Here is a 23,588-nt window from a genome sequence, read left to right as displayed (position 1 = left end):
AAAAATCAAGTAATTTACTTTATGTTTATTTTTTTTTGTATTTTAGCACCTTGAAAATTCAGCCCTGTTTGGGACTTTTCAAAAAGGGAGAGGTGGCCGAGTGGTCGAAGGCGCACGCCTGGAAAGTGTGTATCCGTCACAAGCGGATCGTGGGTTCGAATCCCACTCTCTCCGCCAGCTTCAACCTAAAAAACCCAATTCAAATTAACCAGTTAACCATTTCGTTTAAACAAAAACCAACAGAATCAGTTATGAAAAAATTATTCGTCTTTTTGACTGTAGCAGGAATGCTCACCTTTGGTCTGAGTACCATTGTCAGTGCGCAAGTTGATGCCGAGGAAGCAGCAACCGAAGTTACCGATTCTATCGTTCAGGAAACGGAAGCCGCACCTGCTGAGGCTATGCAAGGAGCCCTTGAACCCGACTATGGGGATCAAAAATGGCATTATATCCTGAAGGAAAAGTTTATTGAAGGTGGCGCTGGCTTTATGAGCGTTATCCTGTTGTGTCTCATTATTGGTCTGGGCCTTTCCATTGAGCGCATTATTTACCTGAACCTGGCGAGCACCAATACTACCAAACTGCTCAACAAGGTTGAGGACGCCCTCAAAACCGGTGGTGTTCAGGCTGCTAAGGAAGTTTGCAAAACCACCCGCGGACCGGTTGCCAGCATTTTCTTCCAGGGCCTCGACCGCTATGATGAAGGGATGGAGATTGTTGAAAAATCAATCGTTTCCTATGGTGGTGTTCAAATGGGCCGCCTGGAGATGAACCTCTCCTGGATTTCCCTCTTTATCGCCATCGCCCCCATGCTTGGATTTATGGGTACTGTTATCGGTATGATCGGTGCATTCGACGCCATCGCAGCTGCCGGTGACATCTCCCCCACCATCGTTGCCGACGGTATTAAAGTGGCCCTTCTGACCACCGTATTCGGTCTGATCGTGGCTGTTATCCTTCAGGTGTTCTACAACTACATCGTAAGTAAAATCGACAGCATTGTCAACGCAATGGAAGACTCCACCATTTCTTTCATGGACCTTCTGATTAAGTACAAAAAATAAAAACACCCCCCGAATTATGAACGAAACAATAATCAACATCGGGATATACGTCACCTACTTCCTGATTGCGGTGGCAGTGATCCTCACGGTGTTCTTCTCGATCTTCCACATAGTTCAGAATCTGGGGAAGGCCAAAGGAGCATTGCTTGGTATCCTTATTCTGGCAGTCATTGTGGTCGTAGCGTATTTCCTCAGCACCAATGAGGTGTACCCAAAATTCAATATTGGACCCGCGGCTTCAAAATGGATTGGTGCCGGCATCCTGTCTACCTTCATTCTGATTGGGCTGGCTTTGCTCACCGCCGTCTATACAGAAGTTGCCAAGTTATTTAAATAAACCAAAAAACTAAATAAGGAGATCATTCTATGGCTAGATTGAGACCCGAAATTAATGCCGGTTCGATGGCCGACATTGCCTTCCTCCTGCTGATCTTCTTCCTGGTGACTACCACCATGGACGTTGACTCGGGAATTCTGAGGGTATTGCCGCCGCCTATCGACCCGAATGCTCCCCCACCGCCTCCTATCCGGGAACGTAACGTTTTCGTGGTGCTGATCGACTATCAGGACCGCCTGTTGGTAGAAGGACAACCGGGAAACATTAATACTTTGCGGGAACAAACCAAGGATTTCTTGTTAAACCCAAATAATGACCCCAACATGCCTGAGAAACGGATGACGGAGATCGATAACCTCGGTGAGGTAGAAGTCTCCAGGGGTGTTATTTCGCTTCAGAATGACCGGGGAACCTCTTACGAGATGTACATCGCTGTACAAAACGAACTCGCCGCGGCCATCAACGAATTGAGGGACGACCTCTCGAAAGAGAAGTTCGGGAAACCATTCGATGAATTGACTGACGAGGACCTGATCAAGGCAATCAGGGAAGCGGTGCCTATGGCTATTTCTGAAGCCGAACCTAAAGATATAGGAGGAGACAGATAATGGCAAGATTTAAAAAAGATACCAAGTCCAAGTCGCAGGCCATCAACACGGCATCTTTGCCCGACATTATCTTTATGCTCCTGTTCTTCTTTATGGTAACGACCACCATGCGTGAGACCACCCTCTTTGTCCGTACCCAGATGCCCCCGGCTACCGAGGTACAGAAACTAGAGCGGAAATCGCTGGTCAGTTTCATTTACATCGGCCCCCCCCTCCAGACACAGGTATTCGGTACCGAGCCCCGTATCCAGCTCAATGATGCGTTTGCCTCTGTGAACGAGATCGCATCATTCATTGCCTCTGAAAGGGAAGCCCGTGCAGAAGCCGAAAGGCCGCTGATGACCACTTCACTGAAAGTGGACCGCGATACCAAAATGGGTGTTGTGACTGATGTAAAACAGGAACTTAGAAAGGTGAACGCCTTGAAGATTAACTATTCCGCCACCCGTGGCGAAGTCGCTATTGGAAGACAATAATTTTTTCAATCTCAATAAAAAAAGCCGGCCTGAAAGCCGGCTTTTTTTATTTGGTCTTCTTCGCAAACAACCGCCAGTTAAATAGCTGCCGTTTTTGCTGTATCCCGAAATAGCCTTCTTTCACAGCCTTCACTTCTTCGATGGTATAAAAAGCATTGGGATTATACTGGTTAATCACTTCAATGACCTGGGGGATGCTCTTACGCTTTAATATGGTGAAGAGTATATTAACAGGTCCTTTGGCGCCAAAGGCATCCACAGAAGTAACCCCTAAACCTATTTCCCTTAAATGATTCAACAGGTCGGTAGTATCCTTCTTGGGAATGATCCGGATCAGCACCGTGCCGATGGATATCTTTTCTTCCAGGCGGATGCCTACATAGTTGCCCATCGCAAACCCTGCCCCATAGGCAATGTAGGCCATCGGGTTGGTCAGGTGCTTCAGCACCTGGGTGACGGCCAGCAACCAGATGATCACCTCGAAGAAACCCAGAATAGGGCCAATATGACGGTAACCCTTCGATACAAAGATCAGCCGCATGGTGCCGATGCTCTGGTCCATGATGCGCGAAAGAAAGATCAGCAGGGGCAGCACGACCCAGGACCACCAGAATGATTCAAAGAATGCTGTTTCCATTTGCTTGGGTGGTATTAGCTCTCATAAAATGAATACTCATTGCGCAAGGTATAGTTGCGCGAAACATTGCGCTGGAAATTACGCACCAACACATGGCTTTCCAGCAACAGCCCATCGGCAGCATAGGTCCTTTCAATGCGGTTGACCAGCTCCCCGTTCATGTCATACTCTTCCTGGAAAACGATTTCGCCATGTTCATTGTATTCCATATGCAGGGTGTTTTTTTGCCGGCGGTTCTCATCCACGACTTTGGTGGGCCTCCCTTGTTCGTCGTGCTCGAAGACCACCCGTTCAACAGGCTCCTCATCCTGGTTATAGGTGGTAACGGCTTCCCTGACACCCGCCTCATCGTAGCGGTATACCTTACGGAACCAGGTTTCCTCCTCCGGTTTGTTCACCAACATCTCTTCCAGTTGCCCGTCATCCCGGTATTTATACACTGTTTCGGAAAGAATCTCTCCATCGGCATCCGTAACCGACTCGCGGATGATCCGGTCGCCATCAAACTCAAAACGCTCGGTCGTTTCGGGATCACCATCATCATCAAAACGATCTTTTTTCACCACCCTGTCCTGCTCGTCGTATGAATATTCAATACGATCGGCCGTGTCGTCAGCATAGTGAATAAATTCGCGGGCGATGCGGCCTTGTTCGTCAGCCTCAAAACTACGCTTCTCTAGCACATTGCCGTCCCCATCCAGCAGTTCTTCTGAGATTAAGAAGCCTTTGTCGTCATAGCCGTAACGCATGACCTGTTCAACCTGCCCATCGGGATTGTACTGGGTCTCTTCAGCCAGCTTGCCAAACATTGGCTCATAAATGCTTTGGGTGATCAGATACTCCTCGCTCTGAAGGGCATCATCCCCAGAAGATTTTAATACGAGGTTTTTTTGATATACAGATAAACTTTTTATTTTTTTGTCCATAGGTTTTTAAAAAGTTTGATTAACAAGCCTTCCGGCAATGCGGCAAAGTTACCGATTCCTTTAAAATATTTTTAATTTTACGCAGGAAACTAAACCATCACCATTAATCCAATGCATCATGAAAAAAAGTTTTTTATTTGTTATGAGTTTTTCACTAATTATGCTTTTGGCATCCTCATGCCAGCGCAAAACGCGGGTTGAATATCCCGAAACCATGACGGTCGATGTGGTCGACGACTACTTTGGTGTAGAAGTGGCCGATCCGTTCCGCTGGCTGGAAGACGACAACTCGCCCGAAACCAAGGCCTGGGTCGAAGTTCAGAATGCGGTCACCTTTAGTTATCTCGAGAAGATCCCTTTCCGCGAGAAAATTAACGAACGCCTGACCGAGATCTGGGATTATGAGCGTTTCAGCACGCCTTTCTGGAAGGGGAATTATTATTTCTTTTCGAAGAACGACGGGATGCAGAACCAAAGCGTGCTTTACGTTCGCGAAGGAATTGATGGCGAGCCCAGGGTATTGCTCGATCCCAACACCATGTCGGAAGATGGCACCATTGCCCTGACCTCTCTTAGCATCTCTGGTGATGCACAATACCTGGCCTACGGCATCTCAAAAGGCGGTTCGGACTGGAACGAGATCTTTGTACGCGATATTGCTACGGGCGAAGACCTGGATGACCATATCCAGTGGGTGAAATTCTCTGGCATCTCCTGGCAAGACGACGGCTTCTACTACAGTCGCTACGATGCCCCCAAAGCCGGCGACGAACTTAAGGCCGCCAACGAATTCCAGAAGGTGTTCTACCACAAGCTTGGAACACTGCAGGAAGAAGATCAACTGATTTATAACAGCCCTGACCACCCCAGACGTAATTATGGCGCTCGCACCACCGAAGACGAACGCTTCGTGATCCTTTCAGAATCGGAGAGCACCAGCGGAAATGCCATCTACGTGAAAGACAACACCCAGCCCAACAGTGCCTTTATAAAGGTCATCGAAGGCTTTGATTTCGAAAACGGGGTGGTCGACAATATTGGCGATAAACTTTTGGTGCTGACCAACCACAGTGCCCCCATGTATCGCCTGGTGCTGATCGATCCAAAAATGTCCGATCCCGCTGACTGGCAGGTAATCATTCCCGAAAGCGAACACCTGCTGCAAAGGGTCACCCTGGTCGATGGGAAGATCTTTGCCGTATATCTTGAAGACGTGAAGAGCAAGGTCTACATCCACGATATGGAAGGCCAGCGCATTGGCGAACTGGAACTCCCCACCGTGGGAAGCTTTGGCGGCTTCAGCGGCAAGAAGGACGAATCGACTGCCTTCTTCTCATTCAGCTCTTATACCTTCCCCTCCACCATTTACAAGTACGACGCCGCTGCCAATACTTACGAAGTCTATTTCCAGCCCGATATCGACTTCGACCCCGAGGCTTACGAAACCAAGCAGGTGTTCTACCCCAGCAAGGATGGCACGATGATTCCGATGTTCATCACCCACAAAAAGGGGCTTGAGCTCAATGGCAAGAACCCCACCCTGCTTTATGGCTACGGTGGCTTCAACGCCAGCATGACGCCCGGCTTCAGTGTGGCGCGCCTGATTCTCCTGGAGAACGGCGGGGTATATGCCGTGGCCAACCTTCGCGGGGGCGGCGAATATGGCGAGGCCTGGCACGAAGCCGGCACCAAGCTGAAAAAGCAAAACGTATTTGACGACTTCATCGCTGCTGCCGAATACCTGATCGCCGAGAATTATACTTCTTCCGAACGGCTTGCCATCCAGGGCGGCTCCAATGGAGGTTTGCTGGTAGGTGCCGTGGCCAACCAGCGTCCTGAGCTCTTTAAGGTGGCTTTCCCGGCCGTTGGCGTCATGGATATGCTGCGTTACCACAAATTCACCATTGGCTGGGCATGGGCCTCCGATTACGGCACCAGCGAGGATGAGGAACAATTCCACAACCTCTATAAATATTCGCCCCTCCACAGCATCCCCGAGGGCGTGCATTATCCCGCCACCCTGGTGACCACGGCCGATCACGACGATCGCGTTGTGCCCGCACACAGCTTTAAATATATCGCCGAGCTGCAACGCAAGCAGGCCGGCGATAACCCTGTGCTGATCCGTATCGAAACCCAGGCAGGACACGGCGCCGGGAAACCCGTGTCCAAGACCATAGAAGAACTGACCGACATCTATTCGTTTATGTTCTACAATATGGACGTAAAACCGAAGTATTAACCTAATGGCATATGAAAGAGAGCCGTTCCGGTCAGGTTTCCGGAACGGCTCTTTTTTTATGCCCTTATGGTAAGCTTGTTCCTATTGCAATCTGCCCCAATGCTTCCTGGTTGATGAACCACATCCTGTTGATTAATCTTTTCAAACCCTTAAATCATTCTTTTCCTGACCATTAGGTTGTAATATCGCAAAGTGAGACCTGCCACAGACCTACCAAGGTCGTGTGTACCAAAGCCTGGCACGACCCGGGCACGAGCATGATACGACCATGGTATCAGGATCCATGAATTTTTTAAAATTAAAAAACGTTTTTATTCGATAATTTATAATTTGAAGAAATATATTCTAAATGTATGTGAGAAAAATTTAAAATTATTAAACCATTTATTGCTATCAAAACTGGTTTGGAACGTTGTTCCAAGAACTATAAATGATATAAAAACCCGGTTAGGAAAAACCAAATAAGAAAAGCCCGGGTGGTGGGAAAAGAAAAAAGGCGGGGTGGTTTTGACCACCCCGCCTTTCCTGTTTAAAGCAATCAGGAATTACCTGACGATGGTCATTTCATTGATAAGATGTTTGGCGTTGCCATATTTCTCAATGACGAAGAGCACATAGCGGATGTCGACGCTGATGGTGCGCTGGGTTTTGGGTTCGAAGAGGATATCGCCACTCATGGCTTCCCAGTTGCCATCGAATGCCAGGCCGATAAGGTGGCCGTCGCCATTGATAACGGGGCTGCCCGAGTTCCCTCCGGTAATGTCGTTATCCGACAGGAAGTTGACATACATAACCCCATCTTCCCCGTAAGGGCCATAATCCTTATCCTGATAAAGCAGCTTAAGTTTAGCAGGGACAATGAACTCATGGTTGGTGGGGTCTTCCTTTTCCATCACCCCTTCCAGGGTGGTTTGGGGATAGTAATACACGGCGTCGGCCGGGTAATAGCCGCCTACGGTGCCATAGGTGAGGCGCATGGTGGAGTTGGCATCGGGATAGAAGAGCCCGTCGGGACTCATCTCGCGCAAACCTTTGATGTAAAGTCGTTCGGCGCGTGCCAGACGGCTGCTATATTCCTGAAGCCCGCTATTGGCTTGCTGGAAGTGCTGGCTGACCGACTGAGCAGCAAGAAACATCAGATCTTTCTTCAAGGTCTTTGCACTGGGCTTGTCGAGGAAAGCATTGAGTTTCTCCTGGCTGGCGAAGATACTTTTGCTGTAAACATCCGCGGCATAACGGTTGAAGTCGTTCTTGTATTTGCGTTCAATGGTCTGGAACACTTCGGGCAGGTTCTCGCGGGGAATGCGTTTGTAATATTCTTCGAACATGGCCGCCCAAAGTTTTTCTTCCACCCGGGCATTGTAATTGCGGAAGGTACGGTCAACGCCAGAGCGCAGCCTTGCGATCATGGCAGCAGTTTCTTCCTGCTTGTCTTTGGCTTCGAGCAGTTCGAGCAGGTTATTGAAGGCGCCTGCCAGGCTGAAGTTGGCGGGACCCGAGGCCATGGCTTCCATATAGATGTAATTCTGAGAGTTAAACTGGCGCATCCCCGAATAAATGGCTTCATATTCATTCATCAGGTCGCCGTATTCAGCCTTGCGGCTGGCATGGGCATTTACCCACTGCATAAACTGATTTTCCTGTTCGCGCTTGGTGTCGGCCACCTTCAGGCGTTTCAGGGCACGGTTCATTCCGATGAAGTTTTTCCAGTAATTGGCAATACCGGCCTGGCGTGAGGCATACATAATGCGGTTTTCGTCGTTCTGAGCCATGGCTTCCTCAATGATATCCAGTTTGCGGCGGCGGATGTCGATACGAACGGGATACATATTATCGAGGTTAAAGGCAATGCCATACGAGGTGAGATAACGGCTGGTGCTGCCGGGATATCCCAGGATCATGGCAAAGTCGCCTTCCTCAATGCCTTTGATTGACACGGGCAAGTGGTGACGGGGCTTGAGCGGGACATTGTCGGTACTGTAATCGGCGGGTTTGCCATCGGGGCCGCTGTACACCCTGAACAGGGTGAAGTCGCCGGTATGGCGTGGCCACATCCAGTTGTCGGTGTCACCACCATATTCGCCAATGCTTGATGGGGGTACACCCACCAGGCGAACATCAGTAAAGGTCTCGAATACGAACATAAAGAATTCGTTTCCGGCAAACATCGGGCGAAGGGTAGCCGTATAATGGGTTCCCTCAACGGCCGCTTTCTCCATTTCCTGGCTCTTGGAACGGATGGCCATATTGCGCTGGGCTTCGGTCATATCGTCGCGCAGCACTTCGTTGACCTGGGCCGTTACATCTTCCACACTGACCAGGAAGCGAGCCACCATTCCGGGGTTGGCCAGTTCATCTTCAAAACTGGCAGCCCAAAAACCGTCGCGAAGCAAGTCGTTACCCACCGAGCTGTGCGATTGGACACGGCCATAGCCACAATGGTGGTTGGTGAGCAACAAACCCTGGTCGGAAATGATCTCAGCAGTGCAGCCTCCAATGCTAACGATAGCATCTTTCAGGCTGGATTCGGTAAAACTGAAAAGCTGCTCCCGGCTCAGGTTAAAGCCCAGGGACTGCATTTCTTCAAAAAGAGCGTCGTCGAGCACGTATGGAAGCCACATGCCTTCGTCAGCCTTCAAAGCGGTGCCGGGAAAAACCACCGCAATCATCAAAATGATCAGTAATTTCTTGAACATGAATAAAAAGTTAATTGGTGAATGAAAATTATTATTAATTATGTTATTGGAAAACAGGTTTCTATGTAAATTCTTCTCCTTTTTTCAGGCGGATATCGTTGACAAAGCGGCGGATTTCCTGCTCCTTGTCTTTCTGGCAGATAAGCAGGGCATTGTCGGACTCGGCCACGATATAGTCATCCAGACCCTGCAGGACGACAAGTTTTTCATCGGGGATATTGACAATGGAACTGCTGACATCATAGAGGATGACGTTTTTTCCCATGACGGCGTTTTGTTGTCCATCCTTTGGCCTTACATCGTAAAGGGAACCCCAGGTGCCCAGGTCTGACCATCCGAAATCAGACACGAAGACATAGACGTTGTCGGCCTTTTCCATGACGGCATAGTCAATGGAAATACTTTTGCAGGCTGCATAGGCCACGCTCATATAGGAAATCTCATCGGGGGTATTGTATTTCCCTATGGCCTGACGGAAGACATAACTTATCTCAGGTTGGTATTTTTCAAAGGCCTCGATAATGGCATTGGCCGACCAGATGAATATGCCACTGTTCCAAAGGAAGTCACCGCTTTTCAGGAAAGATTCGGCCAGTTCGAGGGAAGGTTTTTCAGTAAAGGTCTTCACTTTTTTCAGGTACTGGGAGTCGGGTAATGGAGCACCGGGAACGTACTGTATATATCCGTATCCGGTGTCGGGCCTGCTGGGCGTGATGCCCAGGGTAAAGAGCCACTCGTGTTCAGTAGCGGCCTGCAGGGCTTGCCGGATGATGCGGGCAAACTCGTGCTCTTTCAGGATGATATGGTCGGAGGGCGCTACTACCAGGCGGGCCTTTTCATCGATTGAAAAGATCTTCCAGGCAGCATAGGCGATACAGGGGGCTGTGTTTTTGCGTGTAGGTTCGCAGATCACCCGGTCTTCCCTAATTTCGGGTATCTGTTCCCTGACCAGGTGCTGAAATTTAGCATTGGTAACCACAAAAATATTCTCTCGGGGCAGGATCTCCAGGAACCGCTCATAAGTCTGCTGGATCAGCGTCTTTCCTGTTCCCAGGATGTCGATAAACTGTTTGGGACGGTAGTTACGGCTCATGGGCCAGAACCGCTCACCGATACCTCCCGCCAGAATCACGGCATAATTATGATGGTCAAGTTGTTTCATTATGGTTTAGATTGTTATTTTCATAAAAGGTTTAAGCTACTTTTTCTTCCACGGGCGTCACCCGTGCCATGGGGTGGAACAGATAGGTTCGTTTGTTTCGCAGGCAGAGGCAACGGTATCGTTTGCGAAGCTGATCTTCCTTGCGAAACATACGGCCGTTGGCAGCAACAAACAGGCTGCGGTCAGGGACTTCCTCAAGAAACACCTGGTTTGATTCCGACAGAGGTTCCGGGTCGAACAGGCGAAGCTGGCGCTGCAGCTCGGGCGACCCCATGCCAGCGGCTTTCACATGGAAAGAATAATCGACCATGGCCTCTTCCAGGCTGGGGTGGAAATATCCCTTACGGATAAAGTCGCGCAACAAGTATCCAAAGGTATCCTTCCAGAGCTTTCCATGGGGGCTAACGGCTTTCCCGTGTTGCTCCCACACCAGCAGATGAGCCAACTCATGCAGAAAGACCATCAGGAAGGCATAGATGTTGAGGTTCCCATTCACGGTAATCTGATGGGGGCGTCCCTGGCGGGCGGGGCGGAAGTCACCAAGCTTACTCAGCCTGCTGCGTCGCACTTTCATATGGATGCCATGGGATTCGATCAGCCGGACGACCTCTTCGAGGGCCTGTACGGGCACAAAGCGGGCAAGGGTCTCTTTATACGCTGGCTGCATCTCCAGGGGCGGGTTCTTCACCAGTGGGTAATTCATAACTCCAGGTGGGGCAATCGCACTTTCGGCTTTTGCGCCCGAAAATACAGGAACTGAAAACCAGCAAACTGGCAAAGAAAATAACCAACACCAGGGAAAGATGGGGGTTAATACGCTTTGAGCCCATGATCTCTTTTTTTAATTGCGTTCAAAATTAATAAAATTAAAGGGCTGGCAAAAGCAGCCGGAGATTTTTATACAACAGGAACGCAAAATATAAGTAATTTAGCGTCTTCAGAAACCAAGTGCATGAAATTCTTCTACCATCTGGGCCGGTATCTGATACTCATGGGCCAGATCTTTAAAAAGCCCGAGAAGGCATCGATATACCGCAGGCAGATCATCCTCGAAATGGATAACCTGGGCTTGCAAAGCCTGGGTATTGTCGTGATCATCTCCATATTCATGGGGGCGGTGGTAACCATTCAAACAGCTTTCAACACCGACCATCCAATGCTGCCCCGTTATGCCATTGGTTTTGCGACCCGGCAGGCCATCATCCTGGAATTTGCCCCAACCATTATCAGCCTGATCCTGGCGGGCAAGGTGGGTTCGCGCATGGCCTCAGAGATAGGCACCATGCGCGTCACCGAGCAAATAGACGCCCTTGAGATCATGGGGGTGAATGCATCAGGATTCCTGATCCTGCCCAAGCTGGTGGCCGCAGTCATCATGAACCCCATCCTGATCATCCTGAGCATGTTCCTGGGGATCTTCGGGGGCTGGGCCGTATCCTTGCTTACGGATGTAATGCCTGTAAGCAACTACATCTATGGCATCCTGTATGAGTTTGCTCCTTACGATATTTTCTATGCCGTTATTAAAACCATTGTCTTTGCTATTCTTATTACCACGATTTCCGGGTATTATGGCTTTTACACCAAAGGGGGTGCTTTTGAAGTAGGTCAGTCGAGCACCAATGCAGTGGTTACCAGCAGCATCTTCATCATCCTGTTTAACCTGATTTTAACCCAATTATTACTGGTATGATCAAGGTAGAAAACATATCCAAGAGTTTTGAGGGGGTGCCTGTGCTCAAAGGGGTGTCTACAGAATTTGAGAAAGGCAAGACAAACCTGATCATCGGGCAAAGCGGTTCGGGCAAGACTGTGTTGATGAAATGTCTGGTTGGCCTGCTGGAAAGCGACAGCGGAAGAATTATGTTCGACAACCTCGACTTATGTAAGATGGATTTTGCCGAGCGGCGCATCATCCGGCAGCAACTGGGGATGCTGTTCCAGGGAGGGGCCTTGTTTGACTCTCTGACTGTTGAAGAGAATGTCATCTTCCCCTTGAATATGTTCAGCGAGATGAGCCTGGAGGAAAAGCTCGAACGTGCCAACTTTTGCCTGAAGCGGGTGAACCTGGAGAAGGTGAACCATCTGTACCCTGCGGAACTCAGCGGGGGGATGAAAAAAAGGGTAGCCATTGCAAGGGCCATTTCCAACAGCCCCAGCTTCCTGTTCTGCGACGAACCCAACTCGGGCTTAGACCCCCGCACTGCCATCGTGATCGACAACCTGATTAGTGAGATCACCCTGGAATTTAATATAACCACCGTGATCAATACCCATGATATGAATTCGGTAATGGAAATTGGTGATAAGGTGGCGTTTCTTTACAATGGCGAACTTTGGTGGGAAGGGACCCGATTTGAAATACTGAATACTGATAACAAGGAACTTAACGACTTTGTCTATGCATCAGAGTTGATGCGAACGTTGAAAAAATGAAAACATTAACTGCATCCACGATTCTATTAGCCCGGCTGATCAAAGAGAGTGCCCGGTTTGCATTGAATTCGATCATTGCCAACAAACTGCGGACCATACTCACCTTGCTGGGTATCACCATAGGGATCTTTTCCATCATCCTGGTGTTTTCGGTGCTCGATGGGCTGGAGCGCCAGGTAAGGAACAGCATCCAGTCGTTGGGAGACGATGTGGTATACATTCAGAAATGGCCCTGGACCTTTGAAGAAGATTATCCGTGGTGGCGTTTCATGAATCGTCCCGTTCCCCAAATCCGCGAGCTGGATGCGATTCAGACGCGTACCTTTACCGTTGACGCTGCTGCATTTCTTGCTTCAACAGGTACCACCATAGAATACCAGAACAACAGCATAGAGAATGTTGCACTGGTTGGAACCAGCCTCGACTACGACAAGGTCAGGCTGGTAGATATCAGCGAAGGGCGCTTTATTTCACCTACCGAGTTTGCTGCCGGGCGCAATGTAGTGGTCATTGGATCGCAAATTGCCGAAGCCATCTTCCCGGACCTTGACCCTATTGGAAAACAAGTGAAGTTTTATGGCAGGAATGCCGAAGTGGTAGGTGTCTTCAAAAAAGAGGGCACCGGGAGCTTCGGCGATAGCCACGACAACTGGGTGTTAACACCCATTGCTTACCTGAACCAGTTTGTTGACGTGAACACCGATCGTTATAACCCCCAGATCATGGCCAAAGCAAAACCCGGCTTTACCACAGGGGAAATGATCGATGACCTGACGGGCTTGATGCGGGCAATAAGGCGATTGAAACCTTTGGCAGAGGACAACTTCGCGCTCAATGAATCAAGTCTGCTTACCAAACAGACTGAAGGCATTTTTTCAGCCATTTCACTGGCCGGGTGGATCATTGGGGGATTCTCCATCCTTGTGGGTGGTTTTGGCATTGCAAACATCATGTTTGTATCGGTCAGGGAACGCACCAGCATCATTGGTATCCAGAAGGCACTGGGTGCCAAGAAATATTTTATCCTGCTTCAGTTTCTTTTTGAGGCCATTGTGCTAAGCCTGATCGGAGGGGCGGTGGGGCTGCTGATCGCCTTTGGGGCTACCGCTGCCATTTCCGGCCTGGCCAATATGGATTTTAACCTCACCCTGGGAAACATTTTGCTGGGGCTGAATGTTTCTGCTATTATAGGGCTGGTGTCGGGATTTGTCCCCGCCTGGACCGCCTCACGCCTCGACCCGGTGGAAGCCATCAGGAGCACGGGTTAAGGAGAGGTGAGAGGTGAGAGATGAGAGGTGAGTGATGAACGGATTTTCTTTTCAGCGAGGGTTTCTTTTGTCAAATCATCCGGTCATTAGGCCTGGATGTTGAATGCATAAACAACGAATTAAAAACATAAAAATGTCAAATAAGAAAGTTTTACTTGTAATTCTGGATGGCTGGGGTCAGGGTGACCACAGCCAGGCCGATATAATATCAAAGGCGAACGTTCCATTTACCCGTCACCTGACGGAGACGGTGCCCCATACCCTGATCCGCACTTCAGGAGAAGATGTGGGTTTGCCCGAAGGGCAGATGGGCAATTCGGAGGTGGGCCACCTTAACATTGGTGCCGGCCGTGTGGTCTACCAGGAACTGGTGAAAATCAGCAAAGCTATCCGCGAGCGTACCTTCCACAAAGAGCCCGTCATCAACGAAGCTTTTGATTATGCCATGGCCAATGGGAAGAAAATCCACCTGGTGGGTCTGGTTTCCAATGGCGGGGTGCATTCTGCCATGGATCACCTCTATGGGTTCTGCGATGTGGCGAAAGAGAAGGGTTTCAAGGAGATGTATATCCACGCCCTGACCGATGGCCGCGATACGGATCCCCGCAGTGGCCTGGGGTTTGTGGAAGAACTGGACGAATACCTGGAAAAAACAGCCGGGAAAGTGGCCTCGGTGAGTGGACGCTACTATGGGATGGACCGCGACAAACGATGGGAGCGCATCAAACTGGCTTACGATATGCTGGTCGATGGCAAGGGTGAATATTACAACAGTGCTGCTGAAGCCATCCAGTCGTCGTATGACGAAGGCGTTACCGATGAATTCATCAAGCCCAGGGTAATTACCGGGCCCGATGGCAAACCATTGGCAACCCTTGCTGAAGGTGACGTGGTCATTTGCTTCAATTTCCGTACGGATCGCTTGCGCGAGATTACCACAGTGCTCACCCAGAAGGATATGCCTGAATTTGGAATGAAGACCATGCCCTTGCATTACATCACGATGACACAATACGATGAGTCGTTTAAAGGGGTCAGGATAATTTACGAAAAGGAAGAATTGAAAAACACCCTGGGCGAGGTGCTGTCCGACAGCGGAAAGCAGCAACTGCGCATTGCTGAGACCGAGAAGTATCCCCACGTGACATTCTTCTTCAATGGGGGCCGTGAAGAGAATTTCCCGGGCGAAGAACGCATCATGGTGCCTTCGCCAAAGGTGGCCACTTACGATTTGCAGCCCTCCATGAGCGCCCCTGAAGTGAAGGATAAAGTGGTGGAAGCCATCCGTCGCAATGTCTTCGACTTCATTTGCCTGAATTATGCCAATGCCGATATGGTGGGGCATACCGGTGTAAGGGAAGCCATCACCGAAGCAGTGGAAACCGTGGACCGTTGCCTGAAGGAAACCGTGGAAGCCGCGCGCGAAAAAGGTTATTCCATTATCATTACCGCCGATCACGGCAATGCTGATTTTGCCATCAACGCCGATGGCTCACCCAATACGGCCCATACCACCAACCCCGTTCCCTGCTGGCTTGTCAGCGATGACTACAAGCAAATCCAGCCCGGACGACTCTCCGATCTGGCGCCTACTGTACTCAAAATGCTGGGTATTTCCATTCCGAAAGAAATGGGTGGAAAAGTGCTGGTGGAATAAACACCGGGATTGTTTTTTTGCCTCTCAAACAAAAGCAGGCAGTAAATCCGCATTGGAATTACAGCCTGCTTTTTATTTTTTTTATCAGGATCAGCTTGCCAGACGACCAGACTTCTCCCATTCTCTTCGTTCACTTCATTCTCTACCTTCTCACAACTTCGCTCAGGCCGAGTCCCTCAGCTTTAAGGTTGCGGCGAAAATTTTGGTCTGGAATTCACCCGCCAGGTCGGGATGCTCCAGGCGGTTAATCAGCATCTGCACAGCCTCCCGGCCCATGGCATAGCCTTTCTGTTCGACGGTGGTCAGTTTGGGGCGGGCAATGAGGGCAATGGGATCGTCGCCAAAACCTGCCACCGAAATCTGTTCGGGGATTTGGTAACCATTCTCCTGCAAGAGTTGCATGACTGCGATGGCGGAAAAGTCGTTTACGGCAAAGACACCATCGATCTTAGGAGCCAGCCGAAGAATCTGTTCCTTGACCGCATGAACCTGGGCAGGGGTATCACATTGAAGGATCAGCAAGGGATCAACAGGGATATTATGGTCGGAAAGGGCCTCAGTATAGCCCTGCAATCTTTTGCGGCCAATGGCCAGGTGTTGGGGTGCTGCCAGGTGAAGGATCCTGCGGTGTCCATTGCGGATGAGGTGGGTGGTGATTAAATGTGCCCCCTGGAAGTCATCGGTTACCACCCGGTCGGTCTCAATTTGTTTGCACACCCGGTCGAAAAAGACCATAGGAATGCCCTGAGCCACCGTGTCCTCAAAGTGGTCGTATTGAAACGTATTCTTGCTCATCGACACCAGGAGGCCATCTACCCGGTGGTCGAGCAAGGCCTGGAGGTTTATCCGCTCGCGTTCAAACTCTTCATTCGACTGGCAGATCATCAGGCGGTATCCTTTGCCGTAAGCCACATCTTCAATGCCGCTGATGATGGAGGAAAAGAAATGGTGGACGATTTCGGGAATGATAATCCCCAGGGTATAGGACCGTTGCTGTTTCAAGCCGAGGGCCAGGGCATTGGGCCGGTAATTTACGCTGCGGGCAAATTCCTGCACCCGGCGACGGGTCTCCTCGCTGATATCGGGATGGTCTTTCAGGGCCCTGGAAACGGTAGAGGCGGAAACCCCCAAAGCCCTGGCGATATCGTTGATGGATGTGATGTTTGGTTTCATGAAAGGGAGAGGCAGAGCCGTTTTCAGGTAATTATTGAAACAAAGATATGCATCTGGTTGTGTAATGCAAACGTTTCCGCAATCGATTGCGAAAAATAATTATGCAAATTGTTGAGCCTCAACCAAAAAAACATGTTAATTCTATCTGAATTTTTTATCTTTGTTCACAAACTTCCAATAAACTAACGCAAATCTGTTTGAAGTATGACAAAATTTTTAAGACTGTTCGTGCCGGTGCTGATCGCGCTATTCAGTGCGCTAAGCACTTTCGGTCAAACGGGCACCATAAGAGGCGTTGTAAGGGATCGTCAGACCCAAGAAACGCTGCCTGGTGCTAACGTTGTTATCCAGGGAACCACCACTGGAGCGATCACTGACCTGGATGGTCAATACACCATCACGGTTGGAGCAGGCCAGTACACAGTGGTTGCCAGCTACATAGGCTTTGAACCTGTCACCCGCGAGGTGACGGTGGTAGCAGGCCAAACTGTAACCCTGAACTTTGAAATGGGTTTGGATGTAGAAACCCTTTCAGAATTTGTGATCATTGGTTATGGGGTACAACGCCGTGAGGATGCCACCGGTGCGGTCTCGGTCGTTGACACCCGCGACTTCAACAAGGGGAAGATCACTTCGCCTTCGGAGTTGCTTGCCGGCAAGATCCCCGGTGTACAGATCACCATGCCAGGCGGTGCGCCTGGTGAAGGCGCCCAGATCCGTGTCAGGGGAGGTTCTTCCCTGTCAGCCAGCAATGACCCCCTGATCGTGATCGATGGGGTTCCCATTGAAAACGCAGGCGTACCTGGCTTGCGCAACCCCCTGGCTACCATCAACCCGGATGACATTGAGTCGTTCACCGTCCTCAAGGATGCTTCTGCCACCGCCATCTACGGTTCGAGGGCTTCCAACGGGGTTATCCTCATCACCACCAAAAAAGGTAAAGAAGGCGCTCCCCTTACCTTATCCTACAATGGGACTTTCTCCCTCTCGATGAACACCAAGGTTGCCGACTTCCTGAGCGCTGAAGAATTCCGCAACCAAGTCAATACGTTTTATGCTGATCGTCCAAACGTTTTAAGCCTGATGGGGGATGCCTCCACCGACTGGCCCAGCCTGATCTACCAGGATGCCTTTGCCCACGACCATAACATTACCGCTTCAGGATCATACAAGACCCTGCCTTACCGGGTAACCATTGGTTATAACGCACAGGACGGGGTCATCAAGACCGACAACCTCCAGCGTATATCCGGGGCCGTTAACCTTTCTCCCAGCTTGCTGGATGATCACCTGAAAATCAACTTCAACGCCCGTGGCGTTTACCTTACCAACTTCTTCGCCGAGCAAGGCGTTATTGGCGCTGCCAATCAATTCGACCCCACACAGCCAGTCAGGGTAGATGGAAGTCCTTTCGGTGGGTTCTTTGCCTGGCAGGAAGGCGGGATCCCAAAACCGGTGGCTACCACCAACCCGGTGGCTAACCTGGAACTCAGGGAAAACACTTCTACAGTGAATCGCGTCCTGACCAATTTCCAGGCAGACTATAAATTTCATTTCCTTCCTGACCTCAGGGCTAACCTCAACGTGGCCTATGATTACTCTACGTCCGAGGGAACAGACTTCACCCCCGATTATGCTGCCTGGAGTTATGTGTCGGGCGGCTACCAGGGAGAATACTGGCAGGATCGGTCCAACCAGTTGTTTGACTTTTACCTGAACTATGTAAAAGACATTGAGGGCATCAGCAGCCGCGTGGATGCTACCGCCGGTTATTCCTACCAGCGTTTCTGGAACAATGGTTCCAACTTTGGCACCAACATCCCCAATAACCTGGCCTTCCAAAATGGTCACAACACCGACAGCCTAAGGGTGATCGTTCCCGACATTCCCTATGAGTCAGAACAAGTGTTGCTGTCATTCTTCGGTCGCTTGAATTACTCGTTGCTGAACCGTTACCTGGTGACTTTCACCATGCGTAACGACCGTTCCAGCAGGTTCTCGCCCGAAACCCGTTCAGGCTGGTTCCCCTCAGTGGCCCTAGCCTGGAAAGTCCTGGAAGAGCCTTTCATGGCGAACGTCAACTTTTTGTCAGAACTGAAATTCCGTGCGGGCTACGGAATCACGGGTCAGGAAAACCTTGGACAGGGTGATTATCCTTACCTTGCCCGTTATACGTCCAGTGTCCAGGGCGCTTTCTACCAGTTTGGAGCACCAGGTAACTTCGTACCCACATGGCGTGCGGAAGGTTATGACCGCAACCTGAAATGGGAAGAGACCACGACTTACAATGCGGGGCTTGATTATGCCTTTGAAGGTCACCGCTACTATGGATCCATCGATGTATATTTCCGTGAAACCCGCGACCTGATCAACGAAATCAATGTACCTGCCGGCACCAACCTGACTAACCGTATCCTGACCAACATCGGAAACATGGAGAACCGCGGGGTTGAATTCAGTATCTTTACCCGGCCTGTGGTTAGCCGCGACATCAACTGGTTACTTGGGCTGAACGCTACCTGGAACGAAACCAAGATCACCAAACTTACTGCTGTTGACAATCCCGAGTTCCTGGGTGTTCAGGTCGGCGGCATCGCAGGGGGTGTGGGTAATAATGTTCAGGTCCACACCGTTGGATACGCACCCTATTCCTTCTTCGTCTGGGAACAGGTATATGACCAGGATGGTAACCCCATTGAAGGGGTTTACGTCGACCGCGACGAGGACGGCGAAATCACCGAAGATGACCTTTACCGTTACAAGCGGGCCGCACCCACCTATTACCTGGGTATCACTTCTGACTTCCAGTACCAAAACTGGAGCCTGGCATTCGCCGGCCGCGCCAACATTGGCAACTTCATTTACAACAACATCAGCTCGGATAACGGCTGGCTGAATAAGATCTACCGTGCAGAAGGTCCTTATCTCAGTAACATTCACCGTGATGCTTTTACTGTTGGTTTTAACAACGCACAGTATCTTTCGGACTATTACGTTCAGGATGGTTCATTTTTCAAAATGGACCACATTACCCTCAGCTATCTTTTCGAGAAACTCTTTGATAGCAAAACCAATCTGAGCGTATCGGGTATTGTCCAGAATCCCTTTATGATCACGAAGTATGAAGGACTTGATCCGGAGCTTGGAAACGGTATTGACAACAATATCTATCCGCGTCCCAGGATTTTTGTACTGAGCGTTAACCTTCAGTTTTAGCAATCCTTAAAGAACAAAAAATTATGAAAAAGACAACAATTCTTTTCTCCATACTGGCAGGATTCCTGTTCATCTTTTCCTCCTGTCTGAAGGACCTCGATACGGTTCCCCTGGATGACCGGGAGATTACCGCTGCCGATGTTTTCAACGAGCCGGGCGCCTACCAGCAGATCCTGGCCAAGCTTTATGCTGGTCTGGCCGTTTCAGGACAGGAAGGCCCTGCTGGCAACGCCGACATTTCGGGTATTGACGAGGGTTTTGGTCAGTATCTCCGCGGTTTCTGGTACCACCAGGTGCTCTCGACCGATGAAGCAGTCATTGGCTGGGACGACCAAACCATTAAAGACTTCGTTTACCAGTCGTGGACTTCTACCGACGTCTTTGTTGCTGCCTTCTATTACAGGGTGTTTTACCAAATCGCAGCAGCTAATGAATACATCCGTGAGACCACTGATGCCAAACTGGACGAGCGTGGGGTGACAGGAGCCCTTCGTGCCGAAGTGGAAGCTTACCGTGCAGAAGCCCGCTTCCTGCGTGCCCTGAGCTACTGGCATGCCCTCGACGTATTTGGCAATGTGCCTTTTGTGACCGAAGAAGATGCCGTTGGCGCCTTCCTGCCCGAGCAGATCATGCGTCCCGACCTCTACAGCTATATTGAAAGCGAACTGCTGGAGATCATCCCTCTGATGGCAGAACCACGTTCTGACAATTACTACGGCCGTGCCGACCGCGCCGCCGCCTGGATGCTCCTTGCCAAACTCTACCTGAACGCTGAAGTATATATTGGCCAGCCCAAATATACCGAGTGTATCACCTATTGCAAGGAGATCATTAACGCTGGTTATACCCTTGAGCCCGAATTCCAGTATCTGTTCAATGCCGACAACTTCCTGAGCACCAACGAGATTATCTTCCGGGTGCCTTACCATGGCATTAACACCCGCACTTACGGTGGCACCACCTTTATCATCAAAGCCGGTACCGGTGGTGCCATGGTTCCGCTGGAATATGGTATTGATGGAGGCTGGGGTGGTACGCGGACTACCCAGCAAATAGTGAATCTTTACAATGCCAACGATCCCCGTCGCCTGTTCTTCAGTGATGGGCAGACCCTCGAGATCGAGAACCTGGGTGATTTCACCAATGGTTATGCCACCACCAAGTTTAATAACCTGAAGCGTGATGGTACTGCAGGTACGAGCCTTGAATTCGTTGACACAGACTTTCCGATGTTCCGCCTGGGTGATGTATACCTGATGTATGCCGAAGCTTTGCTGCGCGGGGGTACCGGTGGTGACCTGGGAACTGCCATCGGGTATATCAACGATCTGCGCGAAAGAGCCTGGGGTAATTCCAATGGCAACATCAGCGAGATCAACCTGAACTTCATTCTCGATGAACGCGCCCGAGAACTGTTCTGGGAAGGCCATCGCCGCACTGACCTGATCCGCTTCGGGAAATTTGCCGGAGCCACCGGTTATGTATGGGCGTGGAAAGGCAATTCCAAGGATGGTTTGGATGTGGATGCCAAATACAACATCTTCCCCATCCCTGCAGCCGATATCAACGCCAACCCCAACCTGGAACAGAACCAAGGTTATTAAAATTAAAAACAACTAGCATATGAAAAGAATAGCAATCATTCTCACGCTCATATTCGGAGTGTTCCTGTTTCACTCCTGCGAGGAAGAAGAGCTTATGACCATGGATCTATCCAAGACCGTAAGCCCGCAGATTACCTCTCCCACAACCGGGGCGAGCCTGGTGCTCACCCAGGAGACAGCTGGGGATGTGATCAGCATCACCTGGTCAGCAGCTAATTACGAGGCCGACTTCGTTGCCGATGCAAACTACATTCTCCAGATGGATGTGGCCGGCAACAACTTTGCCAACCCACGCGACTTGATCGACACCGATGGACTCGCTTACGAGACGACCCAGGGCGCAGTGAACAGTCGTATCCTCGGGATGGAATTTGCCCCCAATACGGAAGTCACCCTCGAGTATCGGGTTTTTTCGTACCTGACCCGCCAGTCGGAAGCCACCTATGCCTTCTCAGACCCCATCTCCATTACCTTCACCACTTACGAAGCGGTGATTCCCGGGGCCAAGCCCATCTATATGCTTGGTAGTGGCACAGAAGCCGGCTGGGATAATACAGCTGCTCTTGAGATGTATTACATTGAGGAGGGTGTATTTTCACTGGTAGCCCATCTGCACGAAGATGGCGATATGGTGAAGTTCATTTCCGTGCTGGGTCAATGGGCACCGCAATGGGGCGCAGTTCCGGGCGGCACTTCCACCGAAGGCGAACTGATCCTCAGGCCAACTGAAGACGATCCCGACCCAAACCCCATCATGATCACCGATCTTGAAATTGGCGATTACCGGGTGACTGCCGACACAGCTAACCTGACTTACAGCATCGTGAAGGTGACCGAAGAACTCTATCTGCTGGGTAGTGCCACTGAAGCCGGCTGGGACAATACAGGTGCCCTTGCCATGACCAAGGACGCCCCGGGGATGTTTAGCATCACCACCACACTGACGGCAGGCGAAGACATGTTCTTCAAGTTTATTGAGGTCCTCGGACAGTGGGCGCCACAGTATGGCACCAACGTTGAGGGAACCGCTGAAGGAGGACAACTGGTGTTCCGTGAAACCGAAAGCGTTCCCGACCCGCCTGCCATCCCGGCCCCCGATGTTACCGGAACCTATAAGATTGAAGTGAACCTGAGCAACCTGACCTATACGGTTACGGCGCAGTAACCCCTTCAGATCATTCCGCCGGTGCATTCCGGCAAAAGGAAGCTGTCTCTTTTCCAGGGACAGCTTCTTTTTTTAACCTTGTCAACCATTCGATTTCTTAAAGATTTGCCTTTACCAAAACCCTTGCCGGAAAGGACCAGGTTCGGAGTTTAACCGGTGTTTAGACGGTGTTTATACGGTTTAAACCGTATAAACACCGTCTAAACCCTGAACCAGGTATGGATTAGCATGGCCCTTTCCCCCCCTTTGTTTGGAAACCAAATCCAATAGGGAAAGGGGCTAAAAGGGAAATGGGGGTTGATTTTGTTTTGATTTCCTGAATAGGAAACAGCGCCTGCTATCGCTTTCGCCCCCGGTTAATTCATCTTCAGGCATCCCCCTGGCGTTTTGGCCAATCCGGAAGCAAAAAGCGCAAAAAAAAATCTGATTTTAAGTATATTGTGGCTTGGTATTTGTGGGATTTAATTTATCATGCTGTAACCAAAAACCAGCCATCATGAATCATGAAAAGACCCCCAAGCTATTCTTGCTGTTAGCCGTGCTGTTTGTCTTTACCGGCTGTATGACAAACTATCCCTTCACCAGCGACCCATACAGGATTAAGGAATTCCCGACGCCCCGCCACAACCGTGAGGTCAAAATCTATTTCCCGGGCGAGAAGCTTCCCGACAAGCCCTATATCAAGACCCATACCTTTGAAGCTAGGCATTATCCCGGTGCACCTATCACCGTGCAGGTCGGGCAGATCAGGGAACAGGCAAGGGCCGCAGGAGTGGATGCAGTGATCATTATGTCGCACCGCGATCAGGCTGAATTGACCCGTTACGGGCACCTGATGATGGTGAACACCCTGACCGCCCTGGGCATCAAGTTTAAGGAAAACGTGGACTACCTCCATATGTATCGTTCCATTGACCAGCT

At 50.3% G+C, this 23,588-nt stretch carries 20 protein-coding genes and 1 tRNA gene; 14 read left to right on the top strand and 7 right to left on the bottom strand.

Annotated elements, in window-relative coordinates; translation table 11 throughout:
* Nucleotides 1–86 precede the first annotated feature (86 nt).
* The 5 genes from V2I46_13830 to V2I46_13810 all read left to right on the top strand — a co-directional run bounded on the left by V2I46_13830 (nt 87) and on the right by V2I46_13810 (nt 2,485).
* Nucleotides 87–177: transfer RNA gene (locus V2I46_13830), tRNA-Ser, on the top strand.
* Nucleotides 178–251: 74 nt separating this feature from the next.
* Nucleotides 252–1,064 (top strand): MotA/TolQ/ExbB proton channel family protein, encoded by an 813-nt coding sequence (locus V2I46_13825; GenBank protein ID MEE4178580.1) that lies wholly within the window; start codon nt 252–254, stop codon nt 1,062–1,064.
* Nucleotides 1,065–1,080: 16 nt separating this feature from the next.
* Nucleotides 1,081–1,401 (top strand): hypothetical protein, encoded by a 321-nt coding sequence (locus V2I46_13820; GenBank protein MEE4178579.1) that lies wholly within the window; start codon nt 1,081–1,083, stop codon nt 1,399–1,401.
* A 29-nt stretch (nt 1,402–1,430) separates the two neighbouring features.
* On the top strand, nt 1,431–2,009 hold the full coding sequence (locus tag V2I46_13815) for a biopolymer transporter ExbD (GenBank protein ID MEE4178578.1): 579 nt from the start codon (nt 1,431–1,433) through the stop codon (nt 2,007–2,009).
* Entirely contained in the window at nt 2,009–2,485 is a 477-nt protein-coding gene (locus tag V2I46_13810) for a biopolymer transporter ExbD (protein ID MEE4178577.1), read from the top strand. The genes V2I46_13815 and V2I46_13810 overlap by 1 nt, the downstream gene beginning before the upstream one ends.
* A gap of 46 nt (nt 2,486–2,531) precedes the next feature.
* Here the strand turns inward: V2I46_13810 and V2I46_13805 are convergent, their stop codons facing one another.
* Nucleotides 2,532–3,122, bottom strand: coding sequence for a DUF2179 domain-containing protein (locus V2I46_13805; protein ID MEE4178576.1), 591 nt, complete (start codon nt 3,120–3,122; stop codon nt 2,532–2,534).
* 14 nt (nt 3,123–3,136) lie between these two features.
* The gene (locus V2I46_13800) at nt 3,137–4,048 is read right to left on the bottom strand and encodes a hypothetical protein (protein MEE4178575.1); all 912 of its coding nucleotides are present in this window, start codon (nt 4,046–4,048) and stop codon (nt 3,137–3,139) included.
* A gap of 118 nt (nt 4,049–4,166) precedes the next feature.
* Here V2I46_13800 and V2I46_13795 point away from each other — a divergent pair, with 118 nt between their 5' ends.
* Nucleotides 4,167–6,290 (top strand): prolyl oligopeptidase family serine peptidase, encoded by a 2,124-nt coding sequence (locus V2I46_13795; GenBank protein MEE4178574.1) that lies wholly within the window; start codon nt 4,167–4,169, stop codon nt 6,288–6,290.
* A 545-nt stretch (nt 6,291–6,835) separates the two neighbouring features.
* Here V2I46_13795 and V2I46_13790 read toward each other — a convergent pair.
* The 4 genes from V2I46_13790 to V2I46_13775 form a co-directional block, all read right to left on the bottom strand.
* Nucleotides 6,836–8,986, bottom strand: coding sequence for a S46 family peptidase (locus V2I46_13790; protein MEE4178573.1), 2,151 nt, complete (start codon nt 8,984–8,986; stop codon nt 6,836–6,838).
* A 61-nt stretch (nt 8,987–9,047) separates the two neighbouring features.
* On the bottom strand, nt 9,048–10,148 hold the full coding sequence (locus V2I46_13785) for a mannose-1-phosphate guanylyltransferase (protein MEE4178572.1): 1,101 nt from the start codon (nt 10,146–10,148) through the stop codon (nt 9,048–9,050).
* Nucleotides 10,149–10,179: 31 nt separating this feature from the next.
* Nucleotides 10,180–10,836, bottom strand: a complete 657-nt coding sequence (locus tag V2I46_13780; protein MEE4178571.1) for a hypothetical protein — start codon at nt 10,834–10,836, stop codon at nt 10,180–10,182.
* On the bottom strand, nt 10,799–10,978 hold the full coding sequence (locus tag V2I46_13775) for a hypothetical protein (GenBank protein ID MEE4178570.1): 180 nt from the start codon (nt 10,976–10,978) through the stop codon (nt 10,799–10,801). The genes V2I46_13780 and V2I46_13775 overlap by 38 nt, the downstream gene beginning before the upstream one ends.
* A gap of 122 nt (nt 10,979–11,100) precedes the next feature.
* Here V2I46_13775 and V2I46_13770 point away from each other — a divergent pair, with 122 nt between their 5' ends.
* The 4 genes from V2I46_13770 to gpmI all read left to right on the top strand — a co-directional run bounded on the left by V2I46_13770 (nt 11,101) and on the right by gpmI (nt 15,509).
* Nucleotides 11,101–11,841, top strand: a complete 741-nt coding sequence (locus V2I46_13770) for an ABC transporter permease (GenBank protein ID MEE4178569.1) — start codon at nt 11,101–11,103, stop codon at nt 11,839–11,841.
* On the top strand, nt 11,838–12,584 hold the full coding sequence (locus V2I46_13765) for an ATP-binding cassette domain-containing protein (GenBank protein MEE4178568.1): 747 nt from the start codon (nt 11,838–11,840) through the stop codon (nt 12,582–12,584). The genes V2I46_13770 and V2I46_13765 overlap by 4 nt, the downstream gene beginning before the upstream one ends.
* Complete coding sequence (locus tag V2I46_13760) at nt 12,581–13,852, top strand: ABC transporter permease (protein MEE4178567.1); 1,272 nt, start codon at nt 12,581–12,583, stop codon at nt 13,850–13,852. Before V2I46_13765 ends, V2I46_13760 begins: the two co-directional genes overlap by 4 nt.
* Nucleotides 13,853–13,985: 133 nt before the next feature.
* The gene (gpmI, locus tag V2I46_13755; GenBank protein MEE4178566.1) at nt 13,986–15,509 is read left to right on the top strand and encodes a 2,3-bisphosphoglycerate-independent phosphoglycerate mutase; all 1,524 of its coding nucleotides are present in this window, start codon (nt 13,986–13,988) and stop codon (nt 15,507–15,509) included.
* 162 nt (nt 15,510–15,671) lie between these two features.
* On the opposite strand, the gene V2I46_13750 is transcribed toward gpmI, so the two are convergent.
* Complete coding sequence (locus tag V2I46_13750) at nt 15,672–16,682, bottom strand: LacI family DNA-binding transcriptional regulator (protein MEE4178565.1); 1,011 nt, start codon at nt 16,680–16,682, stop codon at nt 15,672–15,674.
* 204 nt (nt 16,683–16,886) lie between these two features.
* On the opposite strand from V2I46_13750, the gene V2I46_13745 reads away from it, so the two are divergent.
* The 4 genes from V2I46_13745 to V2I46_13730 all read left to right on the top strand — a co-directional run.
* Entirely contained in the window at nt 16,887–19,898 is a 3,012-nt protein-coding gene (locus V2I46_13745; GenBank protein MEE4178564.1) for a SusC/RagA family TonB-linked outer membrane protein, read from the top strand.
* Between the two features lie 23 nt (nt 19,899–19,921).
* Entirely contained in the window at nt 19,922–21,502 is a 1,581-nt protein-coding gene (locus V2I46_13740; GenBank protein MEE4178563.1) for a RagB/SusD family nutrient uptake outer membrane protein, read from the top strand.
* A 19-nt stretch (nt 21,503–21,521) separates the two neighbouring features.
* Nucleotides 21,522–22,667, top strand: coding sequence for a SusE domain-containing protein (locus tag V2I46_13735; GenBank protein ID MEE4178562.1), 1,146 nt, complete (start codon nt 21,522–21,524; stop codon nt 22,665–22,667).
* Nucleotides 22,668–23,163: 496 nt separating this feature from the next.
* Nucleotides 23,164–23,588: hypothetical protein (locus V2I46_13730; protein MEE4178561.1), on the top strand; the 425-nt coding region annotated here is incomplete at its 3' end.

The sequence above is a fragment of the Bacteroides sp. genome (assembly GCA_036351255.1).
Classification (GTDB): Bacteria; Bacteroidota; Bacteroidia; order Bacteroidales; family UBA7960; genus UBA7960.
Note: the sequence above shows the minus strand (reverse complement) of the source record. Positions and strands in the feature narration are given on the sequence as shown.

Bases quoted from the DNA above. Each gene is read 5' to 3' on its own strand.
- V2I46_13805 (MEE4178576.1), bottom strand. From the start codon at position 3,122: ATGGAAACAGCATTCTTTGAATCATTCTGGTGGTCCTGGGTCGTGCTG.
- gpmI (MEE4178566.1), top strand. From the start codon at position 13,986: ATGTCAAATAAGAAAGTTTTACTTGTAATTCTGGATGGCTGGGGTCAG.
- V2I46_13790 (MEE4178573.1), bottom strand. From the start codon at position 8,986: ATGTTCAAGAAATTACTGATCATTTTGATGATTGCGGTGGTTTTTCCC.
- V2I46_13825 (MEE4178580.1), top strand. From the start codon at position 252: ATGAAAAAATTATTCGTCTTTTTGACTGTAGCAGGAATGCTCACCTTT.
- V2I46_13770 (MEE4178569.1), top strand. From the start codon at position 11,101: ATGAAATTCTTCTACCATCTGGGCCGGTATCTGATACTCATGGGCCAG.
- V2I46_13815 (MEE4178578.1), top strand. From the start codon at position 1,431: ATGGCTAGATTGAGACCCGAAATTAATGCCGGTTCGATGGCCGACATT.
- V2I46_13735 (MEE4178562.1), top strand. From the start codon at position 21,522: ATGAAAAGAATAGCAATCATTCTCACGCTCATATTCGGAGTGTTCCTG.
- V2I46_13810 (MEE4178577.1), top strand. From the start codon at position 2,009: ATGGCAAGATTTAAAAAAGATACCAAGTCCAAGTCGCAGGCCATCAAC.
- V2I46_13750 (MEE4178565.1), bottom strand. From the start codon at position 16,682: ATGAAACCAAACATCACATCCATCAACGATATCGCCAGGGCTTTGGGG.
- V2I46_13795 (MEE4178574.1), top strand. From the start codon at position 4,167: ATGAAAAAAAGTTTTTTATTTGTTATGAGTTTTTCACTAATTATGCTT.
- V2I46_13760 (MEE4178567.1), top strand. From the start codon at position 12,581: ATGAAAACATTAACTGCATCCACGATTCTATTAGCCCGGCTGATCAAA.
- V2I46_13765 (MEE4178568.1), top strand. From the start codon at position 11,838: ATGATCAAGGTAGAAAACATATCCAAGAGTTTTGAGGGGGTGCCTGTG.
- V2I46_13745 (MEE4178564.1), top strand. From the start codon at position 16,887: ATGACAAAATTTTTAAGACTGTTCGTGCCGGTGCTGATCGCGCTATTC.
- V2I46_13740 (MEE4178563.1), top strand. From the start codon at position 19,922: ATGAAAAAGACAACAATTCTTTTCTCCATACTGGCAGGATTCCTGTTC.
- V2I46_13820 (MEE4178579.1), top strand. From the start codon at position 1,081: ATGAACGAAACAATAATCAACATCGGGATATACGTCACCTACTTCCTG.
- V2I46_13775 (MEE4178570.1), bottom strand. From the start codon at position 10,978: ATGGGCTCAAAGCGTATTAACCCCCATCTTTCCCTGGTGTTGGTTATT.
- V2I46_13785 (MEE4178572.1), bottom strand. From the start codon at position 10,148: ATGAAACAACTTGACCATCATAATTATGCCGTGATTCTGGCGGGAGGT.
- V2I46_13800 (MEE4178575.1), bottom strand. From the start codon at position 4,048: ATGGACAAAAAAATAAAAAGTTTATCTGTATATCAAAAAAACCTCGTA.